This window comes from Quadrisphaera sp. KR29 (assembly GCF_052644995.1).
In genome coordinates this window covers 17,925-43,446 of the sequence record NZ_JBQXXG010000019.1, presented here as the reverse complement: position 1 = coordinate 43,446, position 25,522 = coordinate 17,925, and the positions used below count along the sequence as shown (strand labels likewise).

Below are 25,522 nucleotides of genomic sequence, written 5' to 3'. Positions count from 1 at the left end.
TCAGGCGCCCGCCTCCAGACCCTCCTGCGCGCGGACGGCGGGGACGGGGGCGGGCGCCCCCGGGTCGGCCAGGCCGGCCTCGACGGCGTCGAGGGCCTGCTGCGGGCTGGTCGTCCACGTCACCTCGGCCGCGGCGGCGGGCAGCACGAAGCCGGCGTCGACGAGCTCGGCCACCACGCCGCGCAGGCCGGCGAGCACCCCGGTGGGGTCGCAGACGACGACGGGCTTGGCGTGCAGGGCGAGCGCCCGCGCGCTCCACACCTCCAGCAGCTCCTCCAGGGTGCCCAGGCCGCCGGGGAGGACGACGAAGGCGTCCGCGGCGTCGTCCATGAGCCCCTTGCGCTCGCGCATGCCCTCGGTGACCACCAGCTCGTCGGCGTAGCGGTCACCGACCTCCTTCTCCAGCAGGGACCGCGGGATGACGCCGTAGGTGCGCCCGCCCCCCTCGCGCACGGCGCGGGCCACCGCGCCCATCATCGACACCGAGCCCCCGCCGGAGACCAGGGAGTGGCCGCGGGCGGCGATGAGCGCGCCGACGTCGGCGGCCAGCTGGACGTGGCGCGGGTCGATCCGCTCGGAGGCGGAGCAGTACACGGCGATCGCGGGCACGCCCCCACCCTGCCAGCCGCTGCCGCGGGGCCGCCCCGGGAACGCCGCCGTCCGTGGCGGGCCACCCGCTGAGCCCCACCTCCGGCGCCCACCGGGGCGCGGGTCAGCTGGCGGCGGCGACCCCGCCGGTCACCGGCCCGCCCGGGGAGCGGGGCCGCCGGGGCGCCGCCGCCACGGCCGCGTCGGTGAGGGCGCGGACCAGGTCGGGCGCGTCCTCGGGGTCCAGCCGCAGCGTGGTGGTGCACACGTCGCCGTCCCACACGGAGAGCACCACCAGGCCTGCGTCGGGGTGGGTGGTGACGCGCAGGGCGCGGGCGGGGCGGTCGCGGTCGCGCACGACCGCGCTGCGGGCGGGGGCGGGGACGACGCGCATGACCGATCATCGCCCCCGCCCACCGGTCGCCACCAGCCCCCGGACGGGCGGGACAGCGTGGCGGCGGCGTGTCGGTCCCGGCGGCTCAGGCGCCCGGCGAGCACGCCCGCTCGACCGCCTGGGCGGCCTTGCGGGCGGCGATGAGCACCGGGTCCCACACGGGCGCGAACGGCGGGGCGTAGGCCAGGTCCAGGGCCAGCACCTCCTCCACCGACATCTCGTTCCACACGCAGATGGCCAGGGCGTCCACGCGCTTGCCGGCCCCGGAGCGGCCGACCACCTGCCCGCCGAGCAGGCGGCCGCTGCGCTGGTCGGCGACCAGCTTCACGCGCACCGGCTCCGCGCCGGGCATGTAGCCGGCGGTGGTGGTGGAGTCCACGGCGGCGGTGACCACCTGGAAGCCGGCGTCGGCGGCCTCGTCGGTGGACAGCCCGGTGCGCCCGATCTCCACCCGGCAGACCTTGGTGATGGCCGTGCCGACCACGCCGGGGAAGGTGGCGTAGCCGCCGCCGAGGTTGATGCCGGCCACGCGGCCCTGCTTGTTGGCGTGGGTGCCCAGCGGCACGTGCACCCCGCGCCCGGAGACGCGGTGGCGCACCTCGGTGCAGTCCCCGGCCGCCCACACGCCCTCGGCCCCGGTGCGCTGGGCGACGTCGACGGCGATGGCGCCGGACTCCCCCAGCGGCACGCCGGCCTCCCGCGCCAGCGCCACCGAGGGCGCCACGCCCAGGCCCAGCACGACCAGGTCGCAGGGCAGCTCCAGGCCGCTGGCGGTGTGGACGGCCCTCACACGGCCGCCCTCGGCGGCGGGCGCGAGCTCCAGGCCGCACACCTCCTCGCCGGTGACCAGGTGGACGCCCTCGTCGCGCACCGCGTCGGCGATGAAGGCGCCCATGTCGTCGTCGACGGTGCCCAGCGGGGTCGCGCCGCGCTGGACCACGGTGACGTGCAGGCCCCGGACCACGCAGGCCTCGGCGACCTCCAGGCCGATGTACCCGCCGCCGACCACCACCACCCGCCGCACGGTGCCGTCCCGCTGGCCCCGCTCGAGGTCGGCGATGAGCGACGAGCCGTCGTCGAGGGTCTGCACGCCGTGCACCCCGGCCTCCGGGCCGGCGTCGAAGCCGGGGGCGTCGGGGCGGCGCGGGACGGCGCCGGTCGCGAGGACCAGCTGGTCGAAGCCCTCGCTGCCCTCGGGCGGCCCGCCGCCGTCGCCGGCCCCGCCGGCGCGCCGCCAGGTGACGGTGCGGGCGGCCAGGTCGACCCCCACCACCTCGGTGCCCATCCGCAGGTCCACGCCGCGGCGGCGGTGCTCCTCCGGGCTGCGCGCGATGAGCTCCTCGCGGGACCCGACTACCCCGCCGACCCAGTACGGGATGCCGCACGCCGAGTACGACGTGGCGCTGCCGCGCTCGAACGCGACGACCTCCAGGTCTCGCCCGCGGGCCGCGGCCTGCTGGAGGGCCTGCGAGGCCGCTGCCATGCCGGCCGCGTCACCTCCGACGACGACGACGCGGGAGCGGCCGGGAGCCATGCGCTCGACGCTATCCGGAGATCGCCGGCGCGCGCGGCGACCGCCCTCGCGGGGTGGACGCCCACCCGCCGGGCCAGCAGGACGGCGACCACGAGGGCGGCTCCGGCAGGCACCAGGCCGCAGAAGGCCAGCCCGACCCGGGCGCCCCACGTCTCGGTGATCCAGCCGACCAGCGGCGCGCCCAGCGGGGTGCCGCCGACGAAGGCCAGCAGGTACAGGCCCATGACGCGGCCGCGCACGCCGGGGTCCACCCACAGCTGCACGGAGGAGTTGGCCATCGCCTGGAAGGCCAGGTTGACCGCCCCCACGGCCACGAGGACGACGAGCAGCACGGCCGCGTCCGGCGCCAGGGCGGCCACCGCCTGCAGCGCCCCGAAGCCGAGGCAGGCGGCCACGATGAGGCGCAGCCGGGTGGTGGCGCGGGTGCCGGCGACCAGCGCCCCGGCGGTGGAGCCCAGCGCCAGGGCGGTGTTGAAGGCGCCGTAGAGCTGCGGGCCGCCGTGCAGGACCTCGGTGGACATGGCGGTGAGGACCACGGGGAAGTTGAGCCCGAAGGTCCCCACGACCCCCACGAGCACGATGGTGACCAGCACGTGCGGGCGCTCGCGCACGTGCGCCAGGGCTGCGCGCACGCCGCCGCGGTCCCGCGCCGCCCCCGGCACGCGCGGCACGGGCCGGGTGAGCAGGTCCGCCGGGCGCAGCAGCGCCAGCGCGACCAGCGGCGCGGTGAAGCAGGCGGCGGTGGCGGCGAAGGCCCAGCCCGTGCCGACGGTGCTGATGAGCGTGGCGGCCACGGCGGGTCCGAGCAGCCGGGAGGTCTGGAAGACGGCGGAGTTCAGCGACACCGCCCCGCGCAGGTGCTCGGCCGGCACCAGCTCGCCGGCGAAGGCCTGGCGCGCGGGGCCGTCGACGGCGGTGACGCAGCCGCCCAGCAGCGCGAGCACCCACACCAGCGGGGCGCTGGCCACGCCGGTGAGCGTCACCAGCGCCAGGGTGGAGGTCAGGGTGAGGAAGGCGGCCTGGGTGATCATCAGCAGGGTCCGCTTGGGGAACCTGTCGGCCAGCTGCCCGGCGTGCAGGCCGAGGAGCAGCACGGGGGCGAACTGGCAGGCCATGGTCACCCCCACGGCGGCGGGGCTGCCGGTGAGCTCCAGCACGAGCCAGTCGGTGGCGATGTTCTGCATCCACACGCCGGTGCTGGCGACGGCGTGGCCTGCGAGGTAGGTGCGGTACGGGCGGTTGGACAGCGGCGCGAGGGCGCGGGGGGCCAAGAGGGCCTCTTCCGGGGGTCGGCGGGGCGACCGGGGTGGTGGCGGACCGGGGCGGCGGCAGCGCGGGTCGCGGACCGCTCGCGGTCACGGACCGTCGCCGCCGGGCACCAGCCTCTCGCGCGCTCGGGTGCTGCCGCAGCATCACCGGAGCCGATCGGTGCTCTGACTGGCATCATGGACCGTGATGGGTGAGCAGGTGGGGAGCGGGTACGACGTCGTGCAGCTGCGCTCCTTCCTCGCCGTGGCGCAGGCGCGCAGCTTCACGCGGGCCGCCGCCCGGCTCGGTGTGGGGCAACCCACCGTGAGCCAGCACGTGCGCAAGCTCGAGGCCGCCACGGGCCGGCTGCTGGTGCTGCGGGACACCCGCAGCGTGTCGCTGACGCCCGACGGCGAGGCGATGATCGGCCTGGCGCAGGAGATCGTGGCCGCCCACGAGAGGGCCACCGCCTACTTCCGCGGCCAGCGCCCGCACGGCCGGCTGCGGATGGGCATGTCCGACGACCTGGCGCTGACCCGCCTGCCCGCCATCCTGCGCGAGTTCCGCCGCGAGAACCCGCTGGTCGACCTCGACCTCGCGGTCGACCAGAGCGGGACCCTGCACCGCCGCCTGGCGGCCGACCGCCTGGACGTCTACGTGGGGCGGCGCCCGGCGGCGGGCGACGCCAGCCGCCACGTCACCGGGGCGGCCATCGGCGAGCAGCTCGTCAGCCGCGAGCGCATGGTCTGGGTGGGCACCCCGACCACCCGGCTCGACCCTGCGGCCCCGGTGCCGCTGGTGCTCTACCCGCCGCCGTCGATCGCGCGGACGATGATGGAGGAGGCGCTGCAGCGCGCCGGCACGGCCTACCGCACCGCTGCGCTGTGCCGCGGCACCAACGGCCTCATCGCCGCCGTGGCCGCCGGCATCGGCCTGTCGGCGGTGCCGCGCAGCCTGGTGCCCCCGCAGCTGTCAGTGCTGCGCCGTGACGTCCGCGCCGAGGTCCTCCTGCCCGAGCTGGGCACCACCGACCTCGTGCTGCTCACCAACCCGCGCACCGCCGAGCGCCCCGCCTCCCGGGCGCTGGTCGCCGCCGTGCTGGCCAGCGGGCCCGCCGTCGTCTCCGGCTGAGCCCGGCGCCGCCGGGCGCGCAGCGGCGGCCCACTCCTCGTCGACCAGCCCCCCGAGCAGCACCACCGCGCTGCCCAGCCAGCCCAGGAGCATGGCGGCCACCAGCGCGCCCACCACCGTGGCGGCCGCTTGCACGGCCTCGTCCCCGGAGCTGGTCACCGGGCCGGGGGTGCCCAGCACCGCCAGCGCCGCCCGGAAGGCGACCACCAGCCCCACCAGCGCCGCGGTGGCGAGCACCGCGCCGGGAGCCACCGAGCGCCACGTGACGCGCACCGGCGCGCCCACCCGGTACAGCAGCGCGAGCCCCGCGGCCACCACCACCAGCAGCACCGGCCAGCGGCCCACCGCCCACGCCGTGGCGAAGGCGCCGCCCAGCCCCAGCGCGTCCGCGAGGCGCTCCCCGCCTCCGAGCAGCGGGCCCACCACGAGGACCACGAGCACCAGCGCCCCGGCCACCACGGCCACGAAGGTCAGCACGAAGGAGAGCAGGAACAGCAGCACCGGGCGGCGCTCCTCCACCGGCGTCCCCCCCTCGCGCAGCACCCGCAGCGCCGAGCGCACCACCCGGCTGGCCACCACGAGGGCGACCAGCGCGCTGCCCAGGGCGACCCCGGTCTGCTCCTGCGCGAGCAGCTCGCGCACGAGCGGCGCGCCCAGGCTGGAGGCCAGCGCCGGGCTCAGCACCGCCTCCAGCAGCTGCACGAGGAACGCCTGCGCGTCCCCGACGTCCTCGGGGTCCAGCCAGCGCCCGAGCAGGCCCAGCCCGGCGCCCAGCGCGGTGACCAGCGGCACCGCCGACAGCAGCAGGTAGAAGCACATCTCCGCCGCCCGCCCGCCGAGGCGCAGGTCGGAGGCCCGCAGCGCCACCCGCGCCGCCACCGCCACGGGGTTGCGCCCGCGCAGCCGCCAGGGCGCCCGCTGGGCGGGGGCCTGCAGCCTGACGACGAGCCGCGTGGGGGGCACGGCCCGGCTAGTCCCGGGACGCCGCGGCCGGCGTCGTCGGCAGCAGCCAGGCCAGCAGCGCCTCGCGGCACTCGCGGACCTCCTCGACGGGGCACCACTCGCCGGCGGTGTGGGCCAGCAGCGGGTCGCCGGGGCCGAAGTTCACCGCGGGCACGCCGAGCTCGGAGAACCGGGCGACGTCGGTCCAGCCCAGCTTGGCCACGGGCTGGCGCCCGCTGCGGGCCATCACCTGCTGCACGAAGTCGCGCGTGGCCGGGTGGTCCAGGCCGGGCCGGGCGCCGGGGGCGGCGTCGACCACCACCAGCTCGGCGCCGACCTGCTCCTCCAGCCCGGCGAACACCCCCCGGACGTGCTCCTCGGCCTGGGCGGGGGTGAAGCACGGCGCGAAGCGGTGGTTCACGGTGACCGTGCACGCGTCGGGGATGACGTTGCCGGCCACGCCGCCGCTGATGCCGACGGCGTTGAGCCCCTCGCGGTAGACCAGCCCGTCGACCTCGATGCTGCGCGCCTCGTAGGCGGCCAGGCGGGCCAGCACGGGGGCCGCGAGGTGGACCGCGTTGACGCCGACCCAGGAGCGCGCCGAGTGCGCGGCGCGGCCGGTCAGGCGGACCTCGGCGCGCAGCGTGCCGTTGCAGCCGCCCTCGATGCCGGCGCTGGTGGGCTCCCCCAGGACGGCGACGTCGCCGGCGAGCCAGTCGGGGCGCCGGCGCGCCAGCCGGCCGAGGCCGTTGAGGGCGGAGTCGACCTCCTCGTGGTCGTAGAAGACCCACGTGACGTCGCGCGGGAGGCGGCGCGGCTCGGCCGCCAGCGCGTCCGCCACGGCCGCGGCCGCCGACAGCGCCACCGCCACCCCGCCCTTCATGTCGGTGGCGCCGCGGGCCACGAGCCGCTCCACGCCCTCGACGACCTCCCGGCGCGAGGGCAGGTCGCCGCCGGCCAGCGGGACGGTGTCGAGGTGGCCCGCGACGACGACGCGCTCCGGGCGGCCCAGGCGGGTCCGCGCGACCACGGCGTCGCCGTCACGGAGGACCTCGTAGTGGGCGCTGCCGCCGCCCCCGCGCGCGCCCAGCGCGCGCAGGGCGTCCTCGACGAGGTCGGCCAGCGGGCCCTCCCGGCCGCTGACGGACTCGACGTCGCAGACGGCGCCGGCCAGGTCGGCGACGTCACCGGCCAGGTCCAGGCGCGGCGAGGGGGCCGCGCGGTCGGTGCGCGCCGGGGAGCTGCTCACGGAGCACGACACTACGGCCCGCGCGGGTGGCGGCCCGGGACGAAGGTCGGCGAGCGCGCCCGGCACCGCGCCGGCCTCCCTACCCTGGGACCATGACCACGGGCACGGCTGCCGGCACGGACGCGACCACCCCACCTCCGGCGCCGGGCGCCTCCCGCAGGGCCTGGGGCTACGGCCTGGCCACGACGTCCACCGCCGACGGGACGGTGCTGGACACCTGGTACCCCGCCCCGGCCCTGGGACCGGCCCCCTCCGACGACAGCCCGTACGCGGTGCCCGCCGCGCTGGCGGCGCTGGAGCGGGAGGACACCGCCCGCGGCGTGCGCACCCAGGTGGTGCGCACGGAGGTGGACCTCGACGCGCCGCCCGCCGACGCCCCCGACGCCTACCTGCGCCTGCACCTGCTCTCCGCGCGGCTGGTGGCCCCGCGGACGGTCGACCTCGACGGGATCTTCGGGGTGCTCGCCAACGTCGTGTGGACCGACCGCGGCCCGTGCCCCGTGCCGGGCTTCGAGCAGACCCGGCTGCGGCTGCGCGCCAGCGGCCCGGTGCACGTGCTAGGGGTCGACAAGTTCCCGCGCATGGTCGACTACGTGCTGCCCACCGGCGTGCGCATCGCCGACGCCGACCGGGTGCGCCTGGGCGCCCACCTGGCCGAGGGCACCACGGTCATGCACGAGGGCTTCGTCAACTACAACGCCGGCACGCTGGGCGCCTCCATGGTCGAGGGGCGCATCTCCGCGGGCGTGGTGGTCGGTGACGGCAGCGACGTCGGCGGCGGCGCGTCCATCATGGGCACGCTCTCCGGAGGCGGCACGCAGGTCGTCTCGGTGGGGAGGCGGTCGCTGCTGGGCGCCAACGCCGGCATCGGCATCTCCCTGGGCGACGACTGCGTGGTCGAGGCGGGCCTGTACGTCACCGCCGGCACCAAGGTCGTGCTCACCGGTGACCTCGCCGTCGCCGCCGCGCCCGAGGGCTGGCAGCCGGGCGACGACGCCGTCGTCGTCAAGGCCCGCGAGCTGTCGGGCCGCGACGGGCTGCTGCTGCGCCGCAACTCCACCTCCGGTGCCGTGGAGGCGGTGGCGCTCACCCGGGCGGCCGTCGTCCTCAACGACGCGCTGCACGCCAACTGACGCCACCCGACCCCTCCTCCGGAGCCCGTGCCCCTCATGGCCACCGTGCAGCAGCGCCGCCGCCCCGCTCCCCCACCGCCGCCGCGGCGCGGCGGGGGACACCGCGCCGTGGGCCGCTTCGTCGGCACGGCGGCGGTGCTGGCGGTGCTGGCCGGGGGGGCGTGGGTGGCCGTGCAGCAGGTGGCGCCCTCGTCCACGGTGGTCGTCGAGCGGTGCACCGCGGTCGGCGGTGAGGGCGACGGCGCCACCGAGCACGACCTGGCGCCCGACCAGGCCGCCAACGCCGCGCTCATCACCGCCATCACCCAGCAGCGCGGGATGCCGGCGCGCGCGGCCACGATCGCCCTGGCCACCGCCGTCCAGGAGAGCAAGCTGCGCAACATCGCCTACGGCGACCGCGACTCCCTGGGGCTGTTCCAGCAGCGGCCCTCCCAGGGCTGGGGCACCGAGGCGCAGATCCAGGACCCGGTGTACTCCACGAACGCCTTCCTGGACGTGCTGGCGCGGGTGGACGGGTACGCGGACGCCCCCATCACCGTGGTCGCCCAGCGGGTGCAGCGCTCGGCCTTCCCCGACGCCTACGCCGACCACGAGCCGGAGGGCCGCGCCTACGCCTCGGCGCTGACCGGGTACTCACCGGCGGCCCTGACCTGCCGGCTGCGCCCGGTGCCGGACTCCTCGGCGCAGGCGGCGGGCCAGGACGGCTACTGGCCGCGCACGCAGCCGCTGGTGGCCGCGTTCGGGCGCGAGCGCGGGACCGGCGTGCCCATCGCCCCGACCGACGAGGGCGCGGGCGCCCTCATCGGCACGCCCGCCACCGGTGGGGCGGCCGACGACGCCCAGCGGCGCACCGGCTGGTCGGCGGCGCAGTGGGCGGTGGCGCACGCCGCGGACTTCCAGGTGGTCGCCGTGGGCACGGACGGCAAGCAATGGCGCCGCGACAGGCCCGACGACGGCTGGACCGACGTGCCCGAGGCCGACCGGGAGCGCCTCGCACCGGCCGGCGCCGCCGTCGTGCTGGTCGCCGGCGGCCGGTTCGAGTAGCCCCCAGGAACCGCAACCAGGCGCTCGGCTGCGGATCCCGACCCCTCCGGAACCGCAACCAGGCGCTCGGCAGCGGCTCCCGACCCCTCCGGAACCGCAGCCAGGCGCTCGGCTGCGGCTCCTGCTGCGGTTCAGCGCTCGGAGACGGGCACGTAGGCGCGCTCGGGCGAGCCGGTGTACACCTGGCGCGGCCGGTTGATCTTCATGGCGGGGTCGGTGACCCCCTCGCGCCACTGCGCGATCCACCCCGGCAGGCGGCCGAGGGCGAACAGCACCGTGAACATCCGCGTCGGGAAGCCCATCGCCTGGTAGATCAGCCCGGTGTAGAAGTCGACGTTGGGGTAGAGCTTGCGCTCCACGAAGTAGTCGTCCTGCAGGGCGATCTCCTCGAGCCGCTTGGCGATGTCGAGGAGCGGGTTGTCGGCGCGGGCGAGCACCCGGTCGGCGGTCTTCTTCACGATCGCCGCGCGCGGGTCGTAGTTCTTGTACACGCGGTGGCCGAAGCCCATGAGGCGCACGCCGTCGCGCTTGTCCTTGACCTTGGCCATGAACGAGTCGGCGTCGTCGTCGCCGCGGTGGATCGCCTCGAGCATCTCCAGCACCGCGGAGTTCGCCCCGCCGTGCGCCGGGCCCGAGAGGGCGTGGATGCCGGCGGAGACCGACGCGAAGAGGTTCGCGCCGGAGGAGCCGACCATGCGCACGGTGGAGGTGGAGCAGTTCTGCTCGTGGTCGGCGTGGAGCACGAAGAGCAGGTCGAGCGCCTTGACCATCTCCGGGTCGGGCTCGTACGGCTCGGCCGGCCACCCGAAGGTCATCCGCAGGAAGTTCTCCACCAGGCCCTGGGAGTTGTCCGGGTAGAGCATCGGGCGCCCGGTGGACTTGGAGTAGGCGTACGCCGCGATGGTGGGCAGCTTGGCCAGCAGCCGGAAGGTCGACAGGTCGACCTGGGCGGCGTCCTTGGGGTTGAGGGAGTCCTGGTAGAAGGTCGACAGCGTCGAGACCGCCGAGCTCAGCACCGGCATCGGGTGCGCGTCGCGCGGGAAGCCGTCGAAGAACCGCTTCAGGTCCTCGTGGAGGATCGTGTGGCGGTTGATCCGCGAGGTGAACGCCTCGAGCTGGTCGGCGGTGGGCAGCTCGCCGTTGATGAGCAGGTAGCTGACCTCGGCGAAGCTGGAGTGCTCGGCCAGCTGCTCGATCGGGTAGCCGCGGTAGCGCAGCACCCCGGCGTCGCCGTCGATGTAGGTGATGTCGCTCTGGCAGGAGGCGGTGTTGACGAAGCCCGGGTCGAGCGTCACGAAGTCGGTGCGCTTGAGCAGGCCCGAGACGTCGAGCCCGTCGTTGCCGTCGACCGCCGGCACCACGCTCAGCGGCAGGGAGCCCCCGGGGTGGACCAGCGTCACGGGCGATCCGGAGGGCACGGCGGACAGCGGGCCGGTCGCGGGGTCGGTCATGGCGCGGCTCCTCGTCGTCGGGGGTGTCTGCGGGACAGGGCGACGGGGCGTCGCCCCGCAGGTGGTGCGCTGAGGACGCTACCGGTCCAGGGCGCCGAGCCGTGAGGCGGCGGCGTCGACCCGCTCGTCGGTCGCGGTGAGGGCCACCCTGACGTGCGCGGTCCCCGACGGCCCGTAGAAGTCGCCGGGCGCCACGAGCACCCCGAGGTCGGCGAGGCGCTCGAGCAGCTCCCAGCCGCTGCCGAGGACGGGTGAGCGGGCCCACAGGTACAGGCCGGCCTCGGAGTGCTCCACCACCAGCCCGGCGCCCTCCAGCGCCGAGCGCAGCACGCGGCGGCGCCGCGCGTAGCGCTCGCGCTGGGCCGCCACGTGCTCGTCGTCGGCCAGGGCCGCGGCCACGGCCGCCTGCACCGGCGCGGGCACGATCATCCCGGCGTGCTTGCGCACGCCCAGCAGGTGCGCCACCAGCGCGGGGTCGCCCAGCACCACCCCGCCGCGGTAGCCGGCGAGGTTGGACCGCTTGGACAGCGAGGTGACCAGCAGCAGCCCCTCGTGGGAGGCGCCCGCCACGCGCGGGTCGAGCACGCTGGGCACCTCGGGCACGTCCCAGGCCAGCTCGGCGTAGCACTCGTCGGAGGCGACCACGGCGCCCTCGGCGCGGGCGCGCTCCACCGCGGCGCGCAGGTCGTCCGCGCCCGTCACGGCGCCGGTGGGGTTGGAGGGGCTGTTCAGCCACACCAGCCGCACCCGCCCCCCCGCCAGCTGCTCGGGGCTCGGCCAGCCGCCCGGGGGGACGGCGACGGCGCGCGCACCCGCCAGGCGGGCACCGACGTCGTAGGTGGGGTAGGCCACCTCGGGGATGACGACGACGTCGCCGGGGCCCAGCCCGAGCAGGGTGGGCAGCCAGGCCACCAGCTCCTTGGAGCCGACCGTCGGGAGCACGGCGGAGGGGTCCACGCCGACGGCCCCGCGCGAGCGCGCCGCCCAGCCGGCCGCCGCCTCGCGCAGCGCGGGCGTGCCGGCGGTCAGCGGGTACCCCGGCGCGTCGGCGGCCTCGCGCAGGGCGCGCTGCACCACCTCCGGCGTCGGGTCGACCGGGGTGCCGACCGAGAGGTCGACGATGCCGCCGGGGTGGCGGCGGGCGCGCTGGGCCGCCGGGCCGAGGGCGTCCCACGGGAAGTCCGGCAGCGAGCCGGTGCGGGACGCCCCGCCGCCGGCCCGCGGGGACCAGCCGGTCAGTGGCCCGTCTCCTGCGGCGGCAGCGCCGCGACCAGGGGTGCGTCCTTGGCGATGGCGCCGAGCTTGGCCGCCCCGCCCGGAGACCCGATGTCGTCGAAGAAGGCCGCGTTGTCGGTGGTGTAGTCCGCCCACTGCGCGGGGACGTCGTCCTCGTAGTAGATGGCCTCGACGGGGCACACCGGCTCGCAGGCCCCGCAGTCGACGCACTCGTCGGGGTGGATGTAGAGCGACCGGTTGCCCTCGTAGATGCAGTCGACCGGGCACTCCTCCACGCAGGCGCGGTCCTTCAGGTCGACGCAGGGCTGCGCGATCACGTAGGTCACGGCAGCAGTCTCCCACCCACCGGCGGCTGGCGACGAGCGGAGGTCAGTCGAGCGCCGGCGCGGCGCCGCCGGGGGCGCCACCGGCGCCCGGTGCCGTGCACGTGACGGCCGTGCGCGGGGCGTAGGTGGTGGTCAGCTCGTCGGTCACCGCCTGCGCCTCCTCCTGGTCCGGGGTCCGCCCGCTGCCGGGCACCGGGGTGGTGGTGCGCACGACGGTGGTGGTGAAGCCGTCCTGGCCGGGCTGGGCGGCGCACTGCGGGGACGGGTCGGACAGCTGCACCGGGGGGCGCACGTCGCTGGCCGCGGAGGTCGTCAGGGTGACCTGGCGGGTCGGCGGCCCCCACACCTGCACCCGCAGCACCCCGTCCACCACCTCCACGCGCAGCAGCGCGCCCGTGGAGGTGGCCTCGGTGAGGACCAGCGGCGCGCCGGGCCCGACCACGGCGTCCAGGCCCACCGGGTCGCGCGGGTTCCACGACTCCGGCGCCGTGCGCGCGTCGACCTGCAGGCCGGCGGCGAAGGCCGCTGCGTGCACCGCGGAGGCCACCTGCGTGGTGCCCGCGGCCAGGGTGGTGGTGGCGCGGCCGTCGACCACCACGCGGGCCGGCACCCACCCGGCCTGCTCGCTGGGCTCCCCCATGCGCGCGCCGACGTCGAGCGGCTCCCCGGGGGCGAGCACCGCGCCGTCCAGCGCGCGCGCCGCGGCGGTGACGTCCTGCGTGCGGGCCGGGTCGGCGGTCAGCGGGGAGACCACCTGGCCCAGCAGCGCGCTGATGCCCATCCCGGCCAGCGCCTCGGTGCTCAGCGCCGGCTCGACCTGCCGCGTGGCGACCTGCGCGGTGCGCCCCTCGCCGCTGGCCACGAGCGCCGCGGCGGCGGCGGTCGACAGCGCCCGCGGGTCCGGCTCGGAGCCGGCGACGGCGGGGACCACCACGGGCGCTCCCGTGCTGGTGTCGAGGCGGGCGTCCTGGGCGGGTGCGCTGGTGGCGGGGTCGGCGGCGGCCACGGCCTCCGCCAGCGCCGCGCCGTCCACGTGCAGCCGCAGGGAGGGGCCGTCCACCACCACCGACAGCGAGGGCAGCACCTGGGCCGGCGGGAGCACCACGGTGCGGCCGCCCACCACCACGGTCAGGGGCGCGGAGACCGCCGGGAGCGCCTGGGCCTGCAGCGCCTCCTGGACGGCGGCGGCGGTGGCCTGCGGCTCGGTGGTGCGCGCGGGCAGCGGCAGCGGGCGCTGGCCGCCGGGCGCCCCGGGCGCGGCCAGCCAGGCGCGGCGGACCTGCGCGACGGCGGCCTCGCGGTCCAGCGCGGTGCCGGTCACCGGCGCGACCGCCACCGGCTGGCCGGAGGCGAAGCTGATCGACCCCTCCACGGCCGGGACGTCGAGCGCCACGGCCGCCCTGTCCACGGCGGCTGCGAGGTCAGCCTCGCGGCCCTCCAGGACGGGCGCGACGGCGCCGCCGCCGGCCACCTGGCGCCACAGCGTGGTGGGCAGCCCGACGGGCCCGATGGCGCGGGCCGCGGTGGCGGCGGCGTCCAGGCGCAGGTCGGCGACGGACGGGTCGACGGTGGTGGTCCGCTGCCCCTGGCCGGGGGCGTCCAGGCGCACCTGCAGCGGCTCGGCCAGCCGCGGAGCGAGGGTGCGGGACAGCAGCCGCACCGCGTCGTCGCGGTGCATCCCGCCGATGGCGACGCCGGCCACGGTGGTGCCCTCGGGCACCCGGTCGGCCAGGTGCGCGGAGACCCCCGACCAGGCCGCGGCCACCAGCCCGGCGCCGGCCACGAGGGCGAGGACGCGGGCCCGCTGCCCCCTCGCGGCGCCGTCCTGGCCCTCCCGCCGGTGGTCCTGCTGCGGCTCCTGCTGGTGCTCCGGCTGGTGCCCGGGCAGCCCCGCCGCGGGCGGCGGCGCCGTCGCGGGCGCCGGGCCCAGGACGGGGGCACCCGACGTCTCGGGCAGCACGACGACGGCGCCGGCGGCTTTCGGCTCGAGGCGGTGCTGGGGGGCTCGCGGGGCGGGCACGCGCGCGGGGCCGCCCGGGCCGCCGGCGCTCCCGGGGCGCCGCCCCGGTGCGCTCGCGCGCTCGAGCATCTCCAGCAGCTGCGCGGCGCCCCCTGCCTCTCCCACGCCAGCGAGGCTAGGGAGGATCAGGCCAGGGCGTGGTAGGAACGCCGGAACCTGACCAGCGGCTTCTCCCCCGCGGCGGCCGCAGCGCCGGGCCGCAGGCCCACCACCGCGCCGAGCACCACGGCGTGGTCCCCGGCGGGGTGCACGTCCGTCGTCCGGCACTCGAACCCCGCGAGCGCGCCGTCCAGCAGCGGCACCCCCGTCACGGCGCCGGGGGTGTGCGGGACCCTGTCGAGCTGGCCGACCGCCGGGCGCCCCGGAGTGGCCAGCCAGCTCGCCGTGGCGCGCGCGCCCTCGCCCAGCAGCGACAGCCCCCAGGTGCCGGCGCCCTCGACGGCGTCCAGGAAGCGCGCGTCCTCGTGGACGCACACCAGCAGCAGCGGCGGCTCGCGGCTCACCCACGTGCACGACGTCACCGTGATGGCGTGGTCCTGGCCGCGCCAGCGGGTGCTGGCGACCGCCACGCCGGCCGCGATCTCCTCGAAGGCCGCCGCGGCGGCGTCGGGGTCGACGCCGCCGCCGGAGGCGGCGTCGGGGTGCTGGCCGGGCTCGGAGGTCACAGCCCCACGGTAGGAGCGGCCACCGGGGCGGTGGGCGGCAGGACGACGGTCAGGCCGGGCACGGGCACGGCCGGCCCCGCCGCCGCGAGCACGTCGCTGATCTCGTGGCCGATGAGCTCGTGGCGCTCCAGCAGCGCGTCGCGCAGGGCGGCCACCAGGTGGGTGTTGGCGCCGAGCAGCGCCCGCACCGCGTCGCGCTGGGCGGCGAGCAGCTCCTCGAGCTGGGCGCGGGCGCTGGCGTCGCCCAGCACGCGGCCCACCAGGCCCTCCCCCACGGGCGAGGCCTCGGCCGCGGCGAAGGAGACCAGCGAGGAGGCCATGCCCGCCGCGCCGACCATCTGCGCGCCGACCCGGGTGGCGTACGCGAGGTCGCTGCTCGGCCCGGTGGAGGTGTCGCCGAAGGCGAGCTCCTCGGCCACCTGCCCGCCGAAGGCGATCCGCACCAGCGCGACCAGCTCGCTGCGCGAGCGGGTCCACACCTCCTCGGCGTCGCCGTGGGCCAGCAGCCCCAGCGCCCCGGCGCGCTTGACGATCGTCAGCACCTCCAGGCGGCGCTGGGGGGCCACGAGGTGGGCGACGACGGCGTGGCCCGCCTCGTGGGTGGCGATCAGCCGCGCCTCGCGGGCGGTGTAGCCGACCGGGGAGCCCAGCCCCACCGAGGTCACCAGGCGGGCGTGCTCCACGTCCTTCCAGCTCATGGCCTGGGCCCCCCGGCGCACAGCGTTGACGAGGGCCTCGTCGAGCAGGTTCTCGATCATCACCGGGGTGGAGCCGGCGGTGATCCCCGCGAGGGCGTCGCGGCGCTCGTCGTCGTCGAGCTCGGCCTCGTGGGCCTTGCGCGCCAGGAAGTGGTCGAGCACCTCCCGGCGGCCCCGCTGGTCCGGGGCGTCGAAGGTGAGCCGGCGGTCGAAGCGGCCCGGGCGCAGCAGCGCGGGGTCGAGGGAGTCGGCGCGGTTGGTGGCGGCGATGAGCAGGACGTCGACCGGCTCGACCCTCGGGCGCGGCAGCTGGCGGTGCGCCGGCAGCAGGAGGTTGGCCGCGTCGACCAGCCGGCCGAGCAGCTGCTGCGCGCCGGTGGGCTCGTCGAAGGACTGCATCTGCACCAGCAGCTCGTTGACCACGCCGCCCACGCCCTCGGTGCCCATCGCCGACACGACGGCGCCGCGCGGGACGCCGGCGCCTGCCACGGCGCTCTGCAGCGGCAGCCCCTCGAGCCCCCCGCAGCACACGACGCTGCTCGCGCTCGCCGGGGAGGTGGCGGGCGCCGTCGGCATGCCGTGGCGGACGGTGGCGATGGCGTCGACCTCCTCGATGAAGCCGATCGCCCCGCCCTCGGCGCGCGCGGCCCGCCGCAGCGCCCGGAAGTAGGAGCGGATCCGGCGCGCCGTGGCGCCGTAGTACATGGACTGGAAGCTCGTGCCGGACACGTAGAGGAACGGCACCCCGGCCTCGCGGGCCATGGCCTTGGCCATGTGCGTCTTGCCGGTGCCGGGCGGGCCCTCGAAGAGCAGCCCTCGGCGCGGGGTGCCGCCCATCTCCCGGCGGAAGGTGCGCCCGGCCAGGAAGAGGTCCAGGGAGCGCTGCACCTCCTCCTTGACCGGGCCCAGGCCCTTGACGTCGGCCATCGACACGTCGATCTGCTCGGGGCGGTAGACCAGGTGCGGGGAGCGGCCCGAGACCACGACCTGCGCGAGCAGCACGCCGATCATCAGCAGGAAGAAGGCCCCGACGATGAGGTACAGCGGGTCGACGGCCGGCAGCGCGACGTCGGACGCCGACACCGGGTCCCCGGTGAGCAGCCGGTACCAGAGGTAGCCGGCCACGGGGGCGAGGACGACGGCGATGCGCAGCAGGCGGCGCTGGCGACGGCGCTCGCGGTTGCGACCGACGTCGGCGCTGTCGCGGCGGACGCCCTGCTGAGGCTCCATGCTCACTCCCCGTGTTGACCTGGCGTCATCACAGCGACCGCCTGACACTCTCCGCAACCGCGGCTTCACCCTCGGCGGTGGAGAGTCACGCTGAGTGACACGTGGTCACGCTGGAGGAGCGATCCCCGCGAAGAGGTCCGTCTCGAGCCCGTCCCCGCGGCGGGTGTCGGGCGCTCTGACGCCCCGCGCCAGGCGGTAGGCCTCCGTCGTCCACACCGGCTGCCAGCGGTCCTGGCTGACCATGAACTCCGGCCCCCCGCTGCCGCCGTCCAGCCGGGTGCGCACCTGGCTGCGGTGGGCGCGCAGCGCCGCCGCCTTCGCGGCCAGCTGCTCTGGCGCCTCCACGACGCACGCCACCTCCGCGTCGTCGACCACCATGCTGGGCCACGCGGAGCGGTCGGGGCCGAAGGACTCCTCGGCCTCGGAGGCCGGCACCACGCCCTCGTAGAGCTTGGCGACCTCCCACGGCACGCCCCCGGCCACCCCCGGCGCCGTGGGGTGGGCCGCCAGCTCCACGGCGCGGCGGGCCACCGCGGCGGCCTGCACGTGGTCGGGGTGCCCGTAGCCGCCGCCCGGCTCGTAGGTGACCACCACCTGCGGGCGCACCTCGCGCAGCACCCCCGCGAGGCGCGCGGCGGCCTCCTCCAGGTCCGCCCGCGCGAAGGCCGCCGGTCCGGTGTCGGGCGCCGCGACCGCGCGCATGCCCTCGCCCCAGGCCATGCCGGAGTCCTCGTAGCGCACCGCCGCCGTCTGGGCGGCGTCCTCGCCGTCCAGGGGGGCGTCGTCCAGGAAGCGGTGGTCGGTGACGCCGAGCGCCTCCATCGCCGCGGCCAGCTCCAGCACGCGGTGCGCGGCCAGCGCCGCGTGGTCGCCCTCGAGGTGCGCGAGCTCGGGCTCGACCACCTCGCCGCGCTCCCCGCGCGTGCACGTCACCAGCGTCACGCCCGCGCCGGCGCTGGCGTAGCGGGCCATGGTGGCGCCGTTGCCGATCGTCTCGTCATCGGGGTGGGCGTGCACGAGCAGCATGCGGCGCGGCACGTCGAGGGACTCCATCGCCGCGAGCTCCTCCGGCTCGAAGGCCCGCTCGGCGACGTCGTCGACGACGTCGGCCATCTGCGCGAGCACGTCGTCGTCGGGACGGGAGGCGGTCTCCGCCGTGGAGTCGGGCTCGGGCGTGGTCGTCACAGCCCGCCACGCTAGCCAGTCCTGCGGCTGGCGCCTCCCCGGCTCCTCGGCGCTTCCCGAGATGGCCCTCATCCGCCGTCGTCGCACGTCGCGGCGATGAGGGCCATCTTCGGAACCACCCGGCGACAGTCCCGGCGACGTCCGTCGTCCCCGTCCCTGCTCCGCGCCCTCGCCCTCGCCCTCGCCGGCGGACCACGGGGGCCACGACGCCGAGGGCTTCCCGAGATGGCCCTCGTCCGGTGGCAGGTGCCGGAGCCGGGGCGCCTGTGGACAGCCCCAGCGGCGGGACGGCGACCTGGGCCAGCCTGTCCTGCGTGCGCTTCTCGACCCCGCTGCCGGAGGAGATCCGGGACCGCGCCTTCCGCGTGGAGGAGGCGCTGGCCCTCGGGGTGACCCGCAAGCGCTTGAGGGGGGTGGACCTGCGGGCGCCGTTCTACGGGGTCCGGGTGCCGCTGTCGGTGCCGTGGGGCGTGCGCGCCCGCGCGCGGGCGGCCCTGCTGGTGCTGCCGGAGGGGTCGCTGGTCGTGGGGCTGCACGCCGTCGCCGTCGCCGGGCTGCCGGCGCCGATGAGCTGGGACGACCTCGTGGAGCGCCCCCTGGAGGTCGCCGTGCCCCTGCGCCTGCGGGAGCCGAGACCCCGCAGGAACCTCGACGTCGGCGTCCTGCCGTGGCGCACCAGGTGCCGGACGGTGGTGGACGACGGCGTGCCGCGGCCGGCGGACGAGGACCTGTGGGCGCACGTGGTCGGGGCGGGGACGCCGCGGCTCTCTCCCGACGGCGTCCTGGAGCTCGGGCGCGCGGTGCTCGAGCGCGGCGGCGGGGACCCCTCGGCGATGCGCGAGGCCCTGGGGCGGGTGCCGCCGGCCATCGCCACGCGGGCGCGGCTGCACCTCGCGCGGCTGGAGCGCACGAAGAGCGCCGGACGCCCCTGACGCGGTGCGTCAGGGGCGTCCGGGAGGACGACGAGGGAGCAGGGTCAGCGGCGGGCGCGGGCGGCCTTGCTGCGCTCGGTCTGGTCGAGGACCACCTTGCGGATGCGCACGGCGTCGTGGGTGACCTCGACGCACTCGTCCTCGCGGCAGAACTCCAGGCTCTGCTCCAGGGAGAGCTTGCGGGCTGGCACGAGGCGCTCCAGCTCGTCCGCGTTGGAGCGGACGTTGGTCATCTTCTTCTCCTTGGTGATGTTGACGTCCATGTCGTCGGAGCGGGAGTTCTCCCCGACGACCATGCCCTCGTACACCTCGGTGGAGGGCTCCACGAAGAGCGTGCCGCGCTCCTGCAGCGACGTCATCGCGTAGGAGGTCGCCTGGCCGGCGCGGTCGGCCACCATCGAGCCGGACGGCCGGGTGCGCAGCTCGCCGAACCACGGCTCGTACTTCTCGAACGTCGCGTGGGCGATGCCGGTGCCGCGGGTCTCGGTGAGGAACTCCGTGCGGAAGCCGATGAGCCCGCGGGAGGGCACGAGGAACTCCATGCGCACCCAGCCGGTGCCGTGGTTGGTCATCTGCTCCATGCGGCCCTTCCGCACCGCGAGCAGCTGGGTGACCGCACCGAGGTAGTCCTGCGGGACGTCGATGGTGAGGCGCTCGACGGGCTCGTGGACCTTGCCGCCGATCTCCTTGGTCACCACCTGCGGCTTGCCGACGGTGAGCTCGAAGTTCTCGCGGCGCATCTGCTCCACGAGGATGGCCAGCGCCAGCTCGCCGCGGCCCTGGACCTCCCAGGCGTCGGGGCGCTCGGTGGGCAGCACGCGCATGGACACGTTGCCGACCAGCTCGCGGTCGAGGCGGTCCTTGACCAGGCGGGCGGTCACCTTGGCGCCCTTGACCTTGCCGGCGGTCGGGGCGGTGTTGGTGCCGATGGTCATGGAGATGGCCGGCTCGTCGACGGTGATGAGCGGCAGCGGGCGGGGGTCCTCGGCGTCGGCCAGGGTCTCCCCGATGGTGATCTCGGGGATGCCGGCCACCGCGCAGATGTCACCCGGACCGGCGGAGTCCGCGGGCTTGCGCTCGAGCGCCTCCGTCATGAGGAGCTCGGTGAGCTTCACGCGCTGCTGCGTGCCGTCGGCACGGCACCAGGTGACCGTGTCGCCCTTGTGCAGCTCCCCCTCGTGCACGCGGCACAGCGCGATGCGGCCCAGGAACGGGGAGGCGTCGAGGTTGGTGACGTGCGCCTGCAGCGGCGCGCCCGGGGTGTAGGAGGGCGCCGGCACCGTCTCCAGGATGGTGCGGAACAGCGGCTCGAGGTCCGCCTCGTCGGGCATCCCGCCGTCGGCGGGCTGGGTCAGGGACGCGCGCCCGGCGCGCGCCGAGGCGTACACCACCGGGAAGTCGAGCAGGTCGTCGGCGCCGGGAAGGTCGCCGGCGAGGTCCAGGAACAGGTCACCGGTCTCCTCGACGACCTCGGAGATGCGCGCGTCGGGCCTGTCGACCTTGTTGACCACGAGGATGACGGGCAGCTTCGCGGCCAGCGCCTTGCGCAGCACGAAGCGGGTCTGGGGCAGCGGGCCCTCGCTGGCGTCCACGAGCAGCGCGATCGCGTCGACCATGGACAGGCCGCGCTCGACCTCGCCGCCGAAGTCGGCGTGGCCGGGGGTGTCGATGATGTTGATGGTCACGCCCTCGGGAGCGCCGACCGCCGCCGCCGACGGGCCGGTGTACCGGACCGCCGTGTTCTTGGCGAGGATGGTGATGCCCTTCTCGCGCTCCAGGTCGCCGGAGTCCATGACGCGGTCGTCGACGTGCTGGTGCTCGCCGAAGGCGCCGGACTGCTTGAGCATCGCGTCGACCAGCGTGGTCTTGCCGTGGTCGACGTGGGCGACGATCGCGATGTTGCGCAGGTCGGCGCGGGTCGCGGTCTTGCTGGTGGTGCCAGCGGACATGGGTGTGCACTCGATCCGTCGTGGGGTGAGGCCCTCAGCGTACCGGCGCGGCGGTCCCCTCCGTGAGGCGCGAGAGCAGCGGCAGCCGGGGCTCCAGCTCGTCGGCGGCCAGCGCGGGGGCGAAGTGCCAGCCCTGCCCGCCGGTGCACCCGGCCGCCGCGGCGCGCTCGGCCTGCGCCGCCGTCTCGACCCCCTCGGCGACCACCTGCAGGCCGAACGCGGCGCCGGCGCGGGCGGTGAGCTCCAGCAGGTGGCCGGCCGCCGCGCCCGCGGCGGCCGTGAGCCCGCTGTCGACCTTGAGCTGGTCGGCGGGGGTGGTCGCCAGCGCCGCGATGGAGGTGGACCCGGTGCCGAAGTCGTCCAGCGCCACCCGCACCCCGTGCGCGCGCAGCGCCTGCAGGTGCGCCGCAGCGCCGGTCCCGTCGCCCGCGAGCAGCGCCGGCTCGCTGACCTCCAGCTGCAACCGCGCGGGCTCCAGGCCGGCGGTGGCCAGCGCCTCCAGGACGTCGGGGACCACGCGCGGGTCGGCCAGGTGGCGCGCCGAGAGGTTCACCGAGACCACCGGCACGTCGCGACCGCGCGCGCTCCACCGGACCAGCTGGAGCGCGGCCTCGCAGAGCACGAAGGCCTCCAGGTCGCGCACGAGGCCGCAGCGCTCCGCGGCGGCGACGACGACCGCGGGGTCGACGGGGCCGTGCCCGGGCCGGTCCCAGCGCAGCAGCGCCTCCACGCCCAGCACCCGGGCCAGGACGCCACCTCCGGCGTCCCACGCGCTCCCGCAGCCCTCGGCGGCCGTCCCGGTGAGCGGGACGACGGGCTGGTAGACCACGCGCAGCTGCGCCAGCGCCAGCGCCGTCCGCAGCGCCTGCTCGGTGCGCGCGTCCTCGGCGAGCCGGCGGCGCAGCGCGTCGTCGAAGAGCTCCACCCGCCCGCGGCCCGCGGCCTTGGCCCGGTGGGCGGCGGTCGCCGCCTCCGCCAGGAGGGCCCGGGCGGCCTGTTCGGCACCGTCCCCGCCGGCACCGTCCCCGCCGGCACCGTCCCCGTTGCCACCGGCGCCGGGGTCCGCCAGCGCGGCGCCCGCGCTGGCCGTCACCGCCAGGACGCACCCGGGCAGGTGCACCGGCTCGGCCAGGGCGCCCACGAGCCGGGCCGCGGTGAGCCGGAGGTCGTCAGCGCCACCCGCCGCGGGCACGACGACGGCGAACTCGTCGCCACCCAGGCGGCCGACGAGGGCGCCCGGACCTGCCGCCGCTGCCAGCCGGGCGGCGGCGGCGCGCAGCAGGCCGTCACCGGCGGCGTGGCCGTGGTGGTCGTTGACCGCCTGGAAGCCGTCGAGGTCGACCAGCAGCAGCCCGGTGCACCGCCCGGCGTCGCGGTCGGCCAGCAGCACCCGCCCCAGCTGCTCCAGGACCCGCCAGCGGACCGGGAGCCCCGTCAGGGAGTCGTGCGCCGCCTGGTGGTCCAGCTGCTCGGCCAGCACCTCGCGGGCCTGCTCCGCGCGGGCGGCCAGCTCCGCCCAGGCGCGCAGGTCGCTGCCCAGGTCCCCGGGCAGCTCCGGCAGCTGCAGCGCGGCCTCGTGGTCGCCGAGGCTGCCGAGCCGGACCCGGTGGTGGACCTGCCGCAGCGCCCGGTCCGCCGCGGCCAGCTCGGCGGCGGCGCGGGCGAGCCGCCGGCGCACGAGCAGGCCCGCCACCGCGCCGGCGGCCAGGCAGGGCGCCACCACCGCCGCGCCGGCCGCGAGGAGGTCCAGCCCGGCTGCGGTCACACCCCTTCATCGGCCGGCGGCGCCCCCCGCAGGATCGTGCGGACGAGTGAGGCCGCGCTCGGCGAGGTCCGCCCACAGCGCGGGCCACCCGCCCGCGGGCCGCTCGGTGAGCAGCCCGGCGTTGCGCGCCACCTGCTCCGGCGTGCGCATGCCCAGGGTGACGTCGACGACGGCGGGGTGGGCCAGGGCGAAGGCCACGGCCGCGGCGGGCAGCGTGGTGCCGTGCTCGGCGCAGACCGCTGCCAGCTGCCGGGCGCGCGCGATGAGGTGCGGCGGCGCCTGCTCGTAGTTCCACGGGGCGTCGTCGGGCACCTCCTGGCGCGCGAGCAGCCCGGAGTTGAACACCCCGACGGCCACCACGGCCTTCCCCAGCTCCACCGCGGCGGGCAGGACGTCGTCGAGCGCGCCCTGCTCCAGCAGCGTGTACCGGCCGGCCAGCATGACGACGTCGGCGTCGGACTCGCGCAGCACCCGCGCCAGCGGTGCGGAGTGGTTCATGCCGGCGCCCACGGCGCCGACCACGCCCTGCTCGCGCAGCTCCACCAGCGCGGGCAGCGCCTCGGCGAGGGCCTGCTCGAGGTGGTCGTCGGGGTCGTGGACGTACACGACGTCGAGCCGGTCCAGGCCCGTGCGCGCCAGCGTCTCCTCGATCGAGCGCAGCACGCCGTCGCGGGAGTGGTCGCGCACGCGGCCGAGGTCACCGGGGACGTCGAAGCCCTCGTCGTCGCGCTCCAGCGGCCGCTCGCGCGGGCGCAGCAGCCGGCCGACCTTGGAGGAGACGACGAACTCCTCGCGGGGCCGCCCGCGCAGCGCCTCCCCGAGGCGCCGCTCGGACAGGCCCAGGCCGTAGTGGGGGGCGGTGTCGAAGTAGCGGATCCCGGCGTCCCAGGCGGCGTCGACGGCGGCGCGGGCGGTCTCGTCGTCGACGGCGCGGTAGAGGTTCCCGATGACGGCCGCCCCGAAGCCCAGGGTGCTCAGGTGCACGCCCGTGGCGCGGACCTCGCGGGTGGGCAGCGGCTGGGCCGCGGGGGTGCTCGGGGTGGTGCTCGGGGTGGTGCTCACCGGGTCTCCTGGGTGGGCGGGGCCGGCTGGCGGGGGGGCAGGAGGAGGCTGTGGGCGCCGCCGTCGACCTGCAGCACGCTGCCGGTGGTGGCGCCGGCGAGCGGGCTGGCGAGGTAGCAGACGGCGTGGGCCACCTGCTCGGGCGCCACCAGGCGACCGGTCGGCTGGCGCGCCACGAGCGCGGCGAGGGCCGCGTTGGGGTCGTCGGCCTGCGCGAGCAGGCGGCGGACCCACGGGGTGTCGGCGGTGCCGGGGGCCACCGCGTTGACGCGCACGTCCTCGCGGACCAGGTCGGCCGCCATCGCCTGGACGAGCGCGTGCAGGGCCCCCTTGCTGGCGTTGTACGCCGCGCGCTGCACCAAGCCCGTCCAGCCGCCGATGGAGCCGGTGCACACCACCGCCGCGGGGCTCGGCCGCCCCTGCGCCAGGGCGGCGGCGGCGCTGGCGCGCAGGTGCGGCAGCGCCGCCCGCACCAGCCGCGCGGCGCCGACCACGTTGACGTCGAGGACCCGGTGCCACTCGTCGTCGTCGACGTCCTCGACGGTGCCCACCGAACCGGTCCCGGCGTTGGAGACCACCACGTCGAGGCCGCCCAGCAGCTCGGCGGCCCGGGCGACGGCGGCGCGCACGGAGGCGTCGTCACCGACGTCGCAGGTGACCTCGGCGATGCCGGGCTCGGGGTGCTCCAGCGGGCGCAGGTCGAGGGAGGCGACGGCGGCGCCGCGCTCGGCCAGGGCGCGGGCGGTGGCGCGGCCGATGCCGCTCGCGCCGCCCGTCACGACGGCGCGGACGCCGGCGAGCTCCGCCGAGGACGGCGCGGCCGCCCCGCTCACGCCTGCCCCATCACGGTGCGCTGGGCGCCGAGGTCGGCGCCGGGCCCGGAGATGGAGCACTCCACCACGTCGCCCTCGCGCAGGTAGGGCTTGGGGTCGGGGAAGCCGAGCGCGACGCCGGCGGGCGTGCCGCTGTTGATGACGTCACCGGGGTGCAGCACCATCACCTGGCTCAGGTAGTGCACCAGCGCCGCGACGCCGAACACCATCTGCGCCGTCGAGCCGTGCTGGCGCTGCTCGCCGTTCACGGACAGGCGCAGCTCGAGGGCCTGCGGGTCGGGGACCTCGTCGGCCGTGAGCAGCCACGGGCCCAGGGGGTTGAAGGTCTCGCAGCTCTTGCCCTTGTCCCACTGGCCGGTGCCCTCCAGCTGCAGGAACCGCTCGGAGACGTCGTGGCTGACCGCGTAGCCGGCCACGTGCGCCAGCGCGTCCCCGGGGCCGTCGAGGTAGCGGGCTGTCGAGCCGATGACCACGGCCAGCTCCACCTCGTAGTCGGTCTTGGTGGAGCCGCGCGGCACGAGGACGGTGTCGCGGTGGCCGACGACCGTCCACGGGTCCTTCATGAAGACGACCGGCTCGGACGGGGTTTGCATGCCGGACTCGGCCGCGTGGTCGGCGTAGTTGACGCCGATGCAGACGACCTTGCCGGGCCGCGCGACCGGGGCACCCAGGCGCACTCCGCCGCTCCCGGCGGGGTGGCCGGGGTCCCAGCCGGCCACGGCCGGCAGGTCGGCCGTGCGCCGCGCCAGCGCCGCGAGCCGCTCGGGAGCCAGGGACGGGCCGTCCCAGTCGGCGGTGAGGGAGGAGGCGTCGCGCAGGACGCCGTCCGCGTCGAGCACGCCGGGCGCCTCCGCGCCGGGCTCCCCGAAGCGCACGAGCCTCATCTGCGGTCCTCCGTCGTCGTCGT

Annotated in this window: 20 protein-coding genes and 2 pseudogenes; 4 read left to right on the top strand and 18 right to left on the bottom strand. The window is 77.1% G+C overall.

Annotation, left to right across the window (positions count from 1 at the left end; all coding sequences use genetic code 11):
• The 4 genes and pseudogenes from ACUN9U_RS15515 to ACUN9U_RS15500 all read right to left on the bottom strand — a co-directional run.
• Nucleotides 1-609: an LOG family protein gene (locus ACUN9U_RS15515; RefSeq protein WP_445485913.1), complete on the bottom strand. Its 609-nt coding sequence runs from the start codon at nt 607-609 to the stop codon at nt 1-3.
• 103 nt (nt 610-712) lie between these two features.
• Nucleotides 713-982, bottom strand: a complete 270-nt coding sequence (locus ACUN9U_RS15510) for a hypothetical protein (protein ID WP_445485912.1) — start codon at nt 980-982, stop codon at nt 713-715.
• An 85-nt stretch (nt 983-1,067) separates the two neighbouring features.
• The gene (locus tag ACUN9U_RS15505) at nt 1,068-2,465 is read right to left on the bottom strand and encodes an FAD-dependent oxidoreductase (protein ID WP_445485911.1); all 1,398 of its coding nucleotides are present in this window, start codon (nt 2,463-2,465) and stop codon (nt 1,068-1,070) included.
• 62 nt (nt 2,466-2,527) lie between these two features.
• Nucleotides 2,528-3,787 (bottom strand): annotated as a pseudogene (locus ACUN9U_RS15500) (MFS transporter); the annotation flags it as partial.
• A gap of 184 nt (nt 3,788-3,971) precedes the next feature.
• Here ACUN9U_RS15500 and ACUN9U_RS15495 point away from each other — a divergent pair.
• Nucleotides 3,972-4,895: a LysR family transcriptional regulator gene (locus ACUN9U_RS15495; protein WP_445485910.1), complete on the top strand. Its 924-nt coding sequence runs from the start codon at nt 3,972-3,974 to the stop codon at nt 4,893-4,895.
• A 48-nt stretch (nt 4,896-4,943) separates the two neighbouring features.
• Here the strand turns inward: ACUN9U_RS15495 and ACUN9U_RS15490 are convergent.
• Nucleotides 4,944-5,762: pseudogene (locus ACUN9U_RS15490) on the bottom strand (YhjD/YihY/BrkB family envelope integrity protein); the annotation flags it as partial.
• Between the two features lie 103 nt (nt 5,763-5,865).
• Nucleotides 5,866-7,086 (bottom strand): succinyl-diaminopimelate desuccinylase, encoded by a 1,221-nt coding sequence (gene dapE / locus ACUN9U_RS15485; protein ID WP_445485909.1) that lies wholly within the window; start codon nt 7,084-7,086, stop codon nt 5,866-5,868.
• A 92-nt stretch (nt 7,087-7,178) separates the two neighbouring features.
• On the opposite strand from dapE, the gene dapD reads away from it, so the two are divergent.
• On the top strand, nt 7,179-8,219 hold the full coding sequence (gene dapD / locus ACUN9U_RS15480) for a 2,3,4,5-tetrahydropyridine-2,6-dicarboxylate N-succinyltransferase (RefSeq protein WP_445485908.1): 1,041 nt from the start codon (nt 7,179-7,181) through the stop codon (nt 8,217-8,219).
• 36 nt (nt 8,220-8,255) lie between these two features.
• Nucleotides 8,256-9,263, top strand: a complete 1,008-nt coding sequence (locus tag ACUN9U_RS15475; RefSeq protein ID WP_445485907.1) for a hypothetical protein — start codon at nt 8,256-8,258, stop codon at nt 9,261-9,263.
• Between the two features lie 131 nt (nt 9,264-9,394).
• Here ACUN9U_RS15475 and ACUN9U_RS15470 read toward each other — a convergent pair whose 3' ends face one another.
• The 7 genes from ACUN9U_RS15470 to mshB form a co-directional block, all read right to left on the bottom strand.
• Nucleotides 9,395-10,714 carry a citrate synthase gene (locus ACUN9U_RS15470; protein ID WP_445485906.1) on the bottom strand — a complete coding sequence of 440 codons (1,320 nt, stop codon included), beginning with the start codon at nt 10,712-10,714 and terminating at the stop codon, nt 9,395-9,397.
• Between the two features lie 78 nt (nt 10,715-10,792).
• A complete protein-coding gene (gene dapC / locus ACUN9U_RS15465) occupies nt 10,793-11,953 on the bottom strand; it encodes a succinyldiaminopimelate transaminase (RefSeq protein ID WP_445485935.1) in 1,161 nt (386 codons plus the stop codon).
• Complete coding sequence (gene fdxA, locus ACUN9U_RS15460) at nt 11,950-12,276, bottom strand: ferredoxin (protein WP_445485905.1); 327 nt, start codon at nt 12,274-12,276, stop codon at nt 11,950-11,952. The genes dapC and fdxA overlap by 4 nt, the downstream gene beginning before the upstream one ends.
• Nucleotides 12,277-12,319: 43 nt before the next feature.
• Nucleotides 12,320-14,401, bottom strand: coding sequence for a VanW family protein (locus tag ACUN9U_RS15455; protein WP_445485904.1), 2,082 nt, complete (start codon nt 14,399-14,401; stop codon nt 12,320-12,322).
• Between the two features lie 20 nt (nt 14,402-14,421).
• Nucleotides 14,422-14,961 (bottom strand): flavin reductase family protein, encoded by a 540-nt coding sequence (locus ACUN9U_RS15450; protein ID WP_445485903.1) that lies wholly within the window; start codon nt 14,959-14,961, stop codon nt 14,422-14,424.
• A complete protein-coding gene (locus tag ACUN9U_RS15445) occupies nt 14,958-16,889 on the bottom strand; it encodes an AAA family ATPase (protein WP_445485902.1) in 1,932 nt (643 codons plus the stop codon). Before ACUN9U_RS15445 ends, ACUN9U_RS15450 begins: the two co-directional genes overlap by 4 nt.
• 105 nt (nt 16,890-16,994) lie before the next feature.
• On the bottom strand, nt 16,995-17,942 hold the full coding sequence (mshB, locus tag ACUN9U_RS15440) for an N-acetyl-1-D-myo-inositol-2-amino-2-deoxy-alpha-D-glucopyranoside deacetylase (protein ID WP_445485934.1): 948 nt from the start codon (nt 17,940-17,942) through the stop codon (nt 16,995-16,997).
• 446 nt (nt 17,943-18,388) lie between these two features.
• On the opposite strand from mshB, the gene ACUN9U_RS15435 reads away from it, so the two are divergent.
• Nucleotides 18,389-19,006: a hypothetical protein gene (locus ACUN9U_RS15435; RefSeq protein WP_445485901.1), complete on the top strand. Its 618-nt coding sequence runs from the start codon at nt 18,389-18,391 to the stop codon at nt 19,004-19,006.
• A gap of 44 nt (nt 19,007-19,050) precedes the next feature.
• On the opposite strand, the gene typA is transcribed toward ACUN9U_RS15435, so the two are convergent.
• From typA to ACUN9U_RS15410, 5 genes are read right to left on the bottom strand one after another with little or no spacing between them, the layout of a single operon-like run.
• Entirely contained in the window at nt 19,051-20,955 is a 1,905-nt protein-coding gene (typA, locus tag ACUN9U_RS15430; RefSeq protein WP_445485900.1) for a translational GTPase TypA, read from the bottom strand.
• A gap of 34 nt (nt 20,956-20,989) precedes the next feature.
• Nucleotides 20,990-22,720, bottom strand: a complete 1,731-nt coding sequence (locus ACUN9U_RS15425) for an EAL domain-containing protein (RefSeq protein ID WP_445485899.1) — start codon at nt 22,718-22,720, stop codon at nt 20,990-20,992.
• Between the two features lie 6 nt (nt 22,721-22,726).
• Nucleotides 22,727-23,782: an aldo/keto reductase gene (locus tag ACUN9U_RS15420; protein WP_445485898.1), complete on the bottom strand. Its 1,056-nt coding sequence runs from the start codon at nt 23,780-23,782 to the stop codon at nt 22,727-22,729.
• The gene (locus tag ACUN9U_RS15415; RefSeq protein ID WP_445485897.1) at nt 23,779-24,615 is read right to left on the bottom strand and encodes an SDR family NAD(P)-dependent oxidoreductase; all 837 of its coding nucleotides are present in this window, start codon (nt 24,613-24,615) and stop codon (nt 23,779-23,781) included. Before ACUN9U_RS15415 ends, ACUN9U_RS15420 begins: the two co-directional genes overlap by 4 nt.
• Nucleotides 24,612-25,499, bottom strand: a complete 888-nt coding sequence (locus tag ACUN9U_RS15410; RefSeq protein WP_445485896.1) for a fumarylacetoacetate hydrolase family protein — start codon at nt 25,497-25,499, stop codon at nt 24,612-24,614. The genes ACUN9U_RS15415 and ACUN9U_RS15410 overlap by 4 nt, the downstream gene beginning before the upstream one ends.
• Between the last annotated feature and the right edge of the window lie 23 nt (nt 25,500-25,522).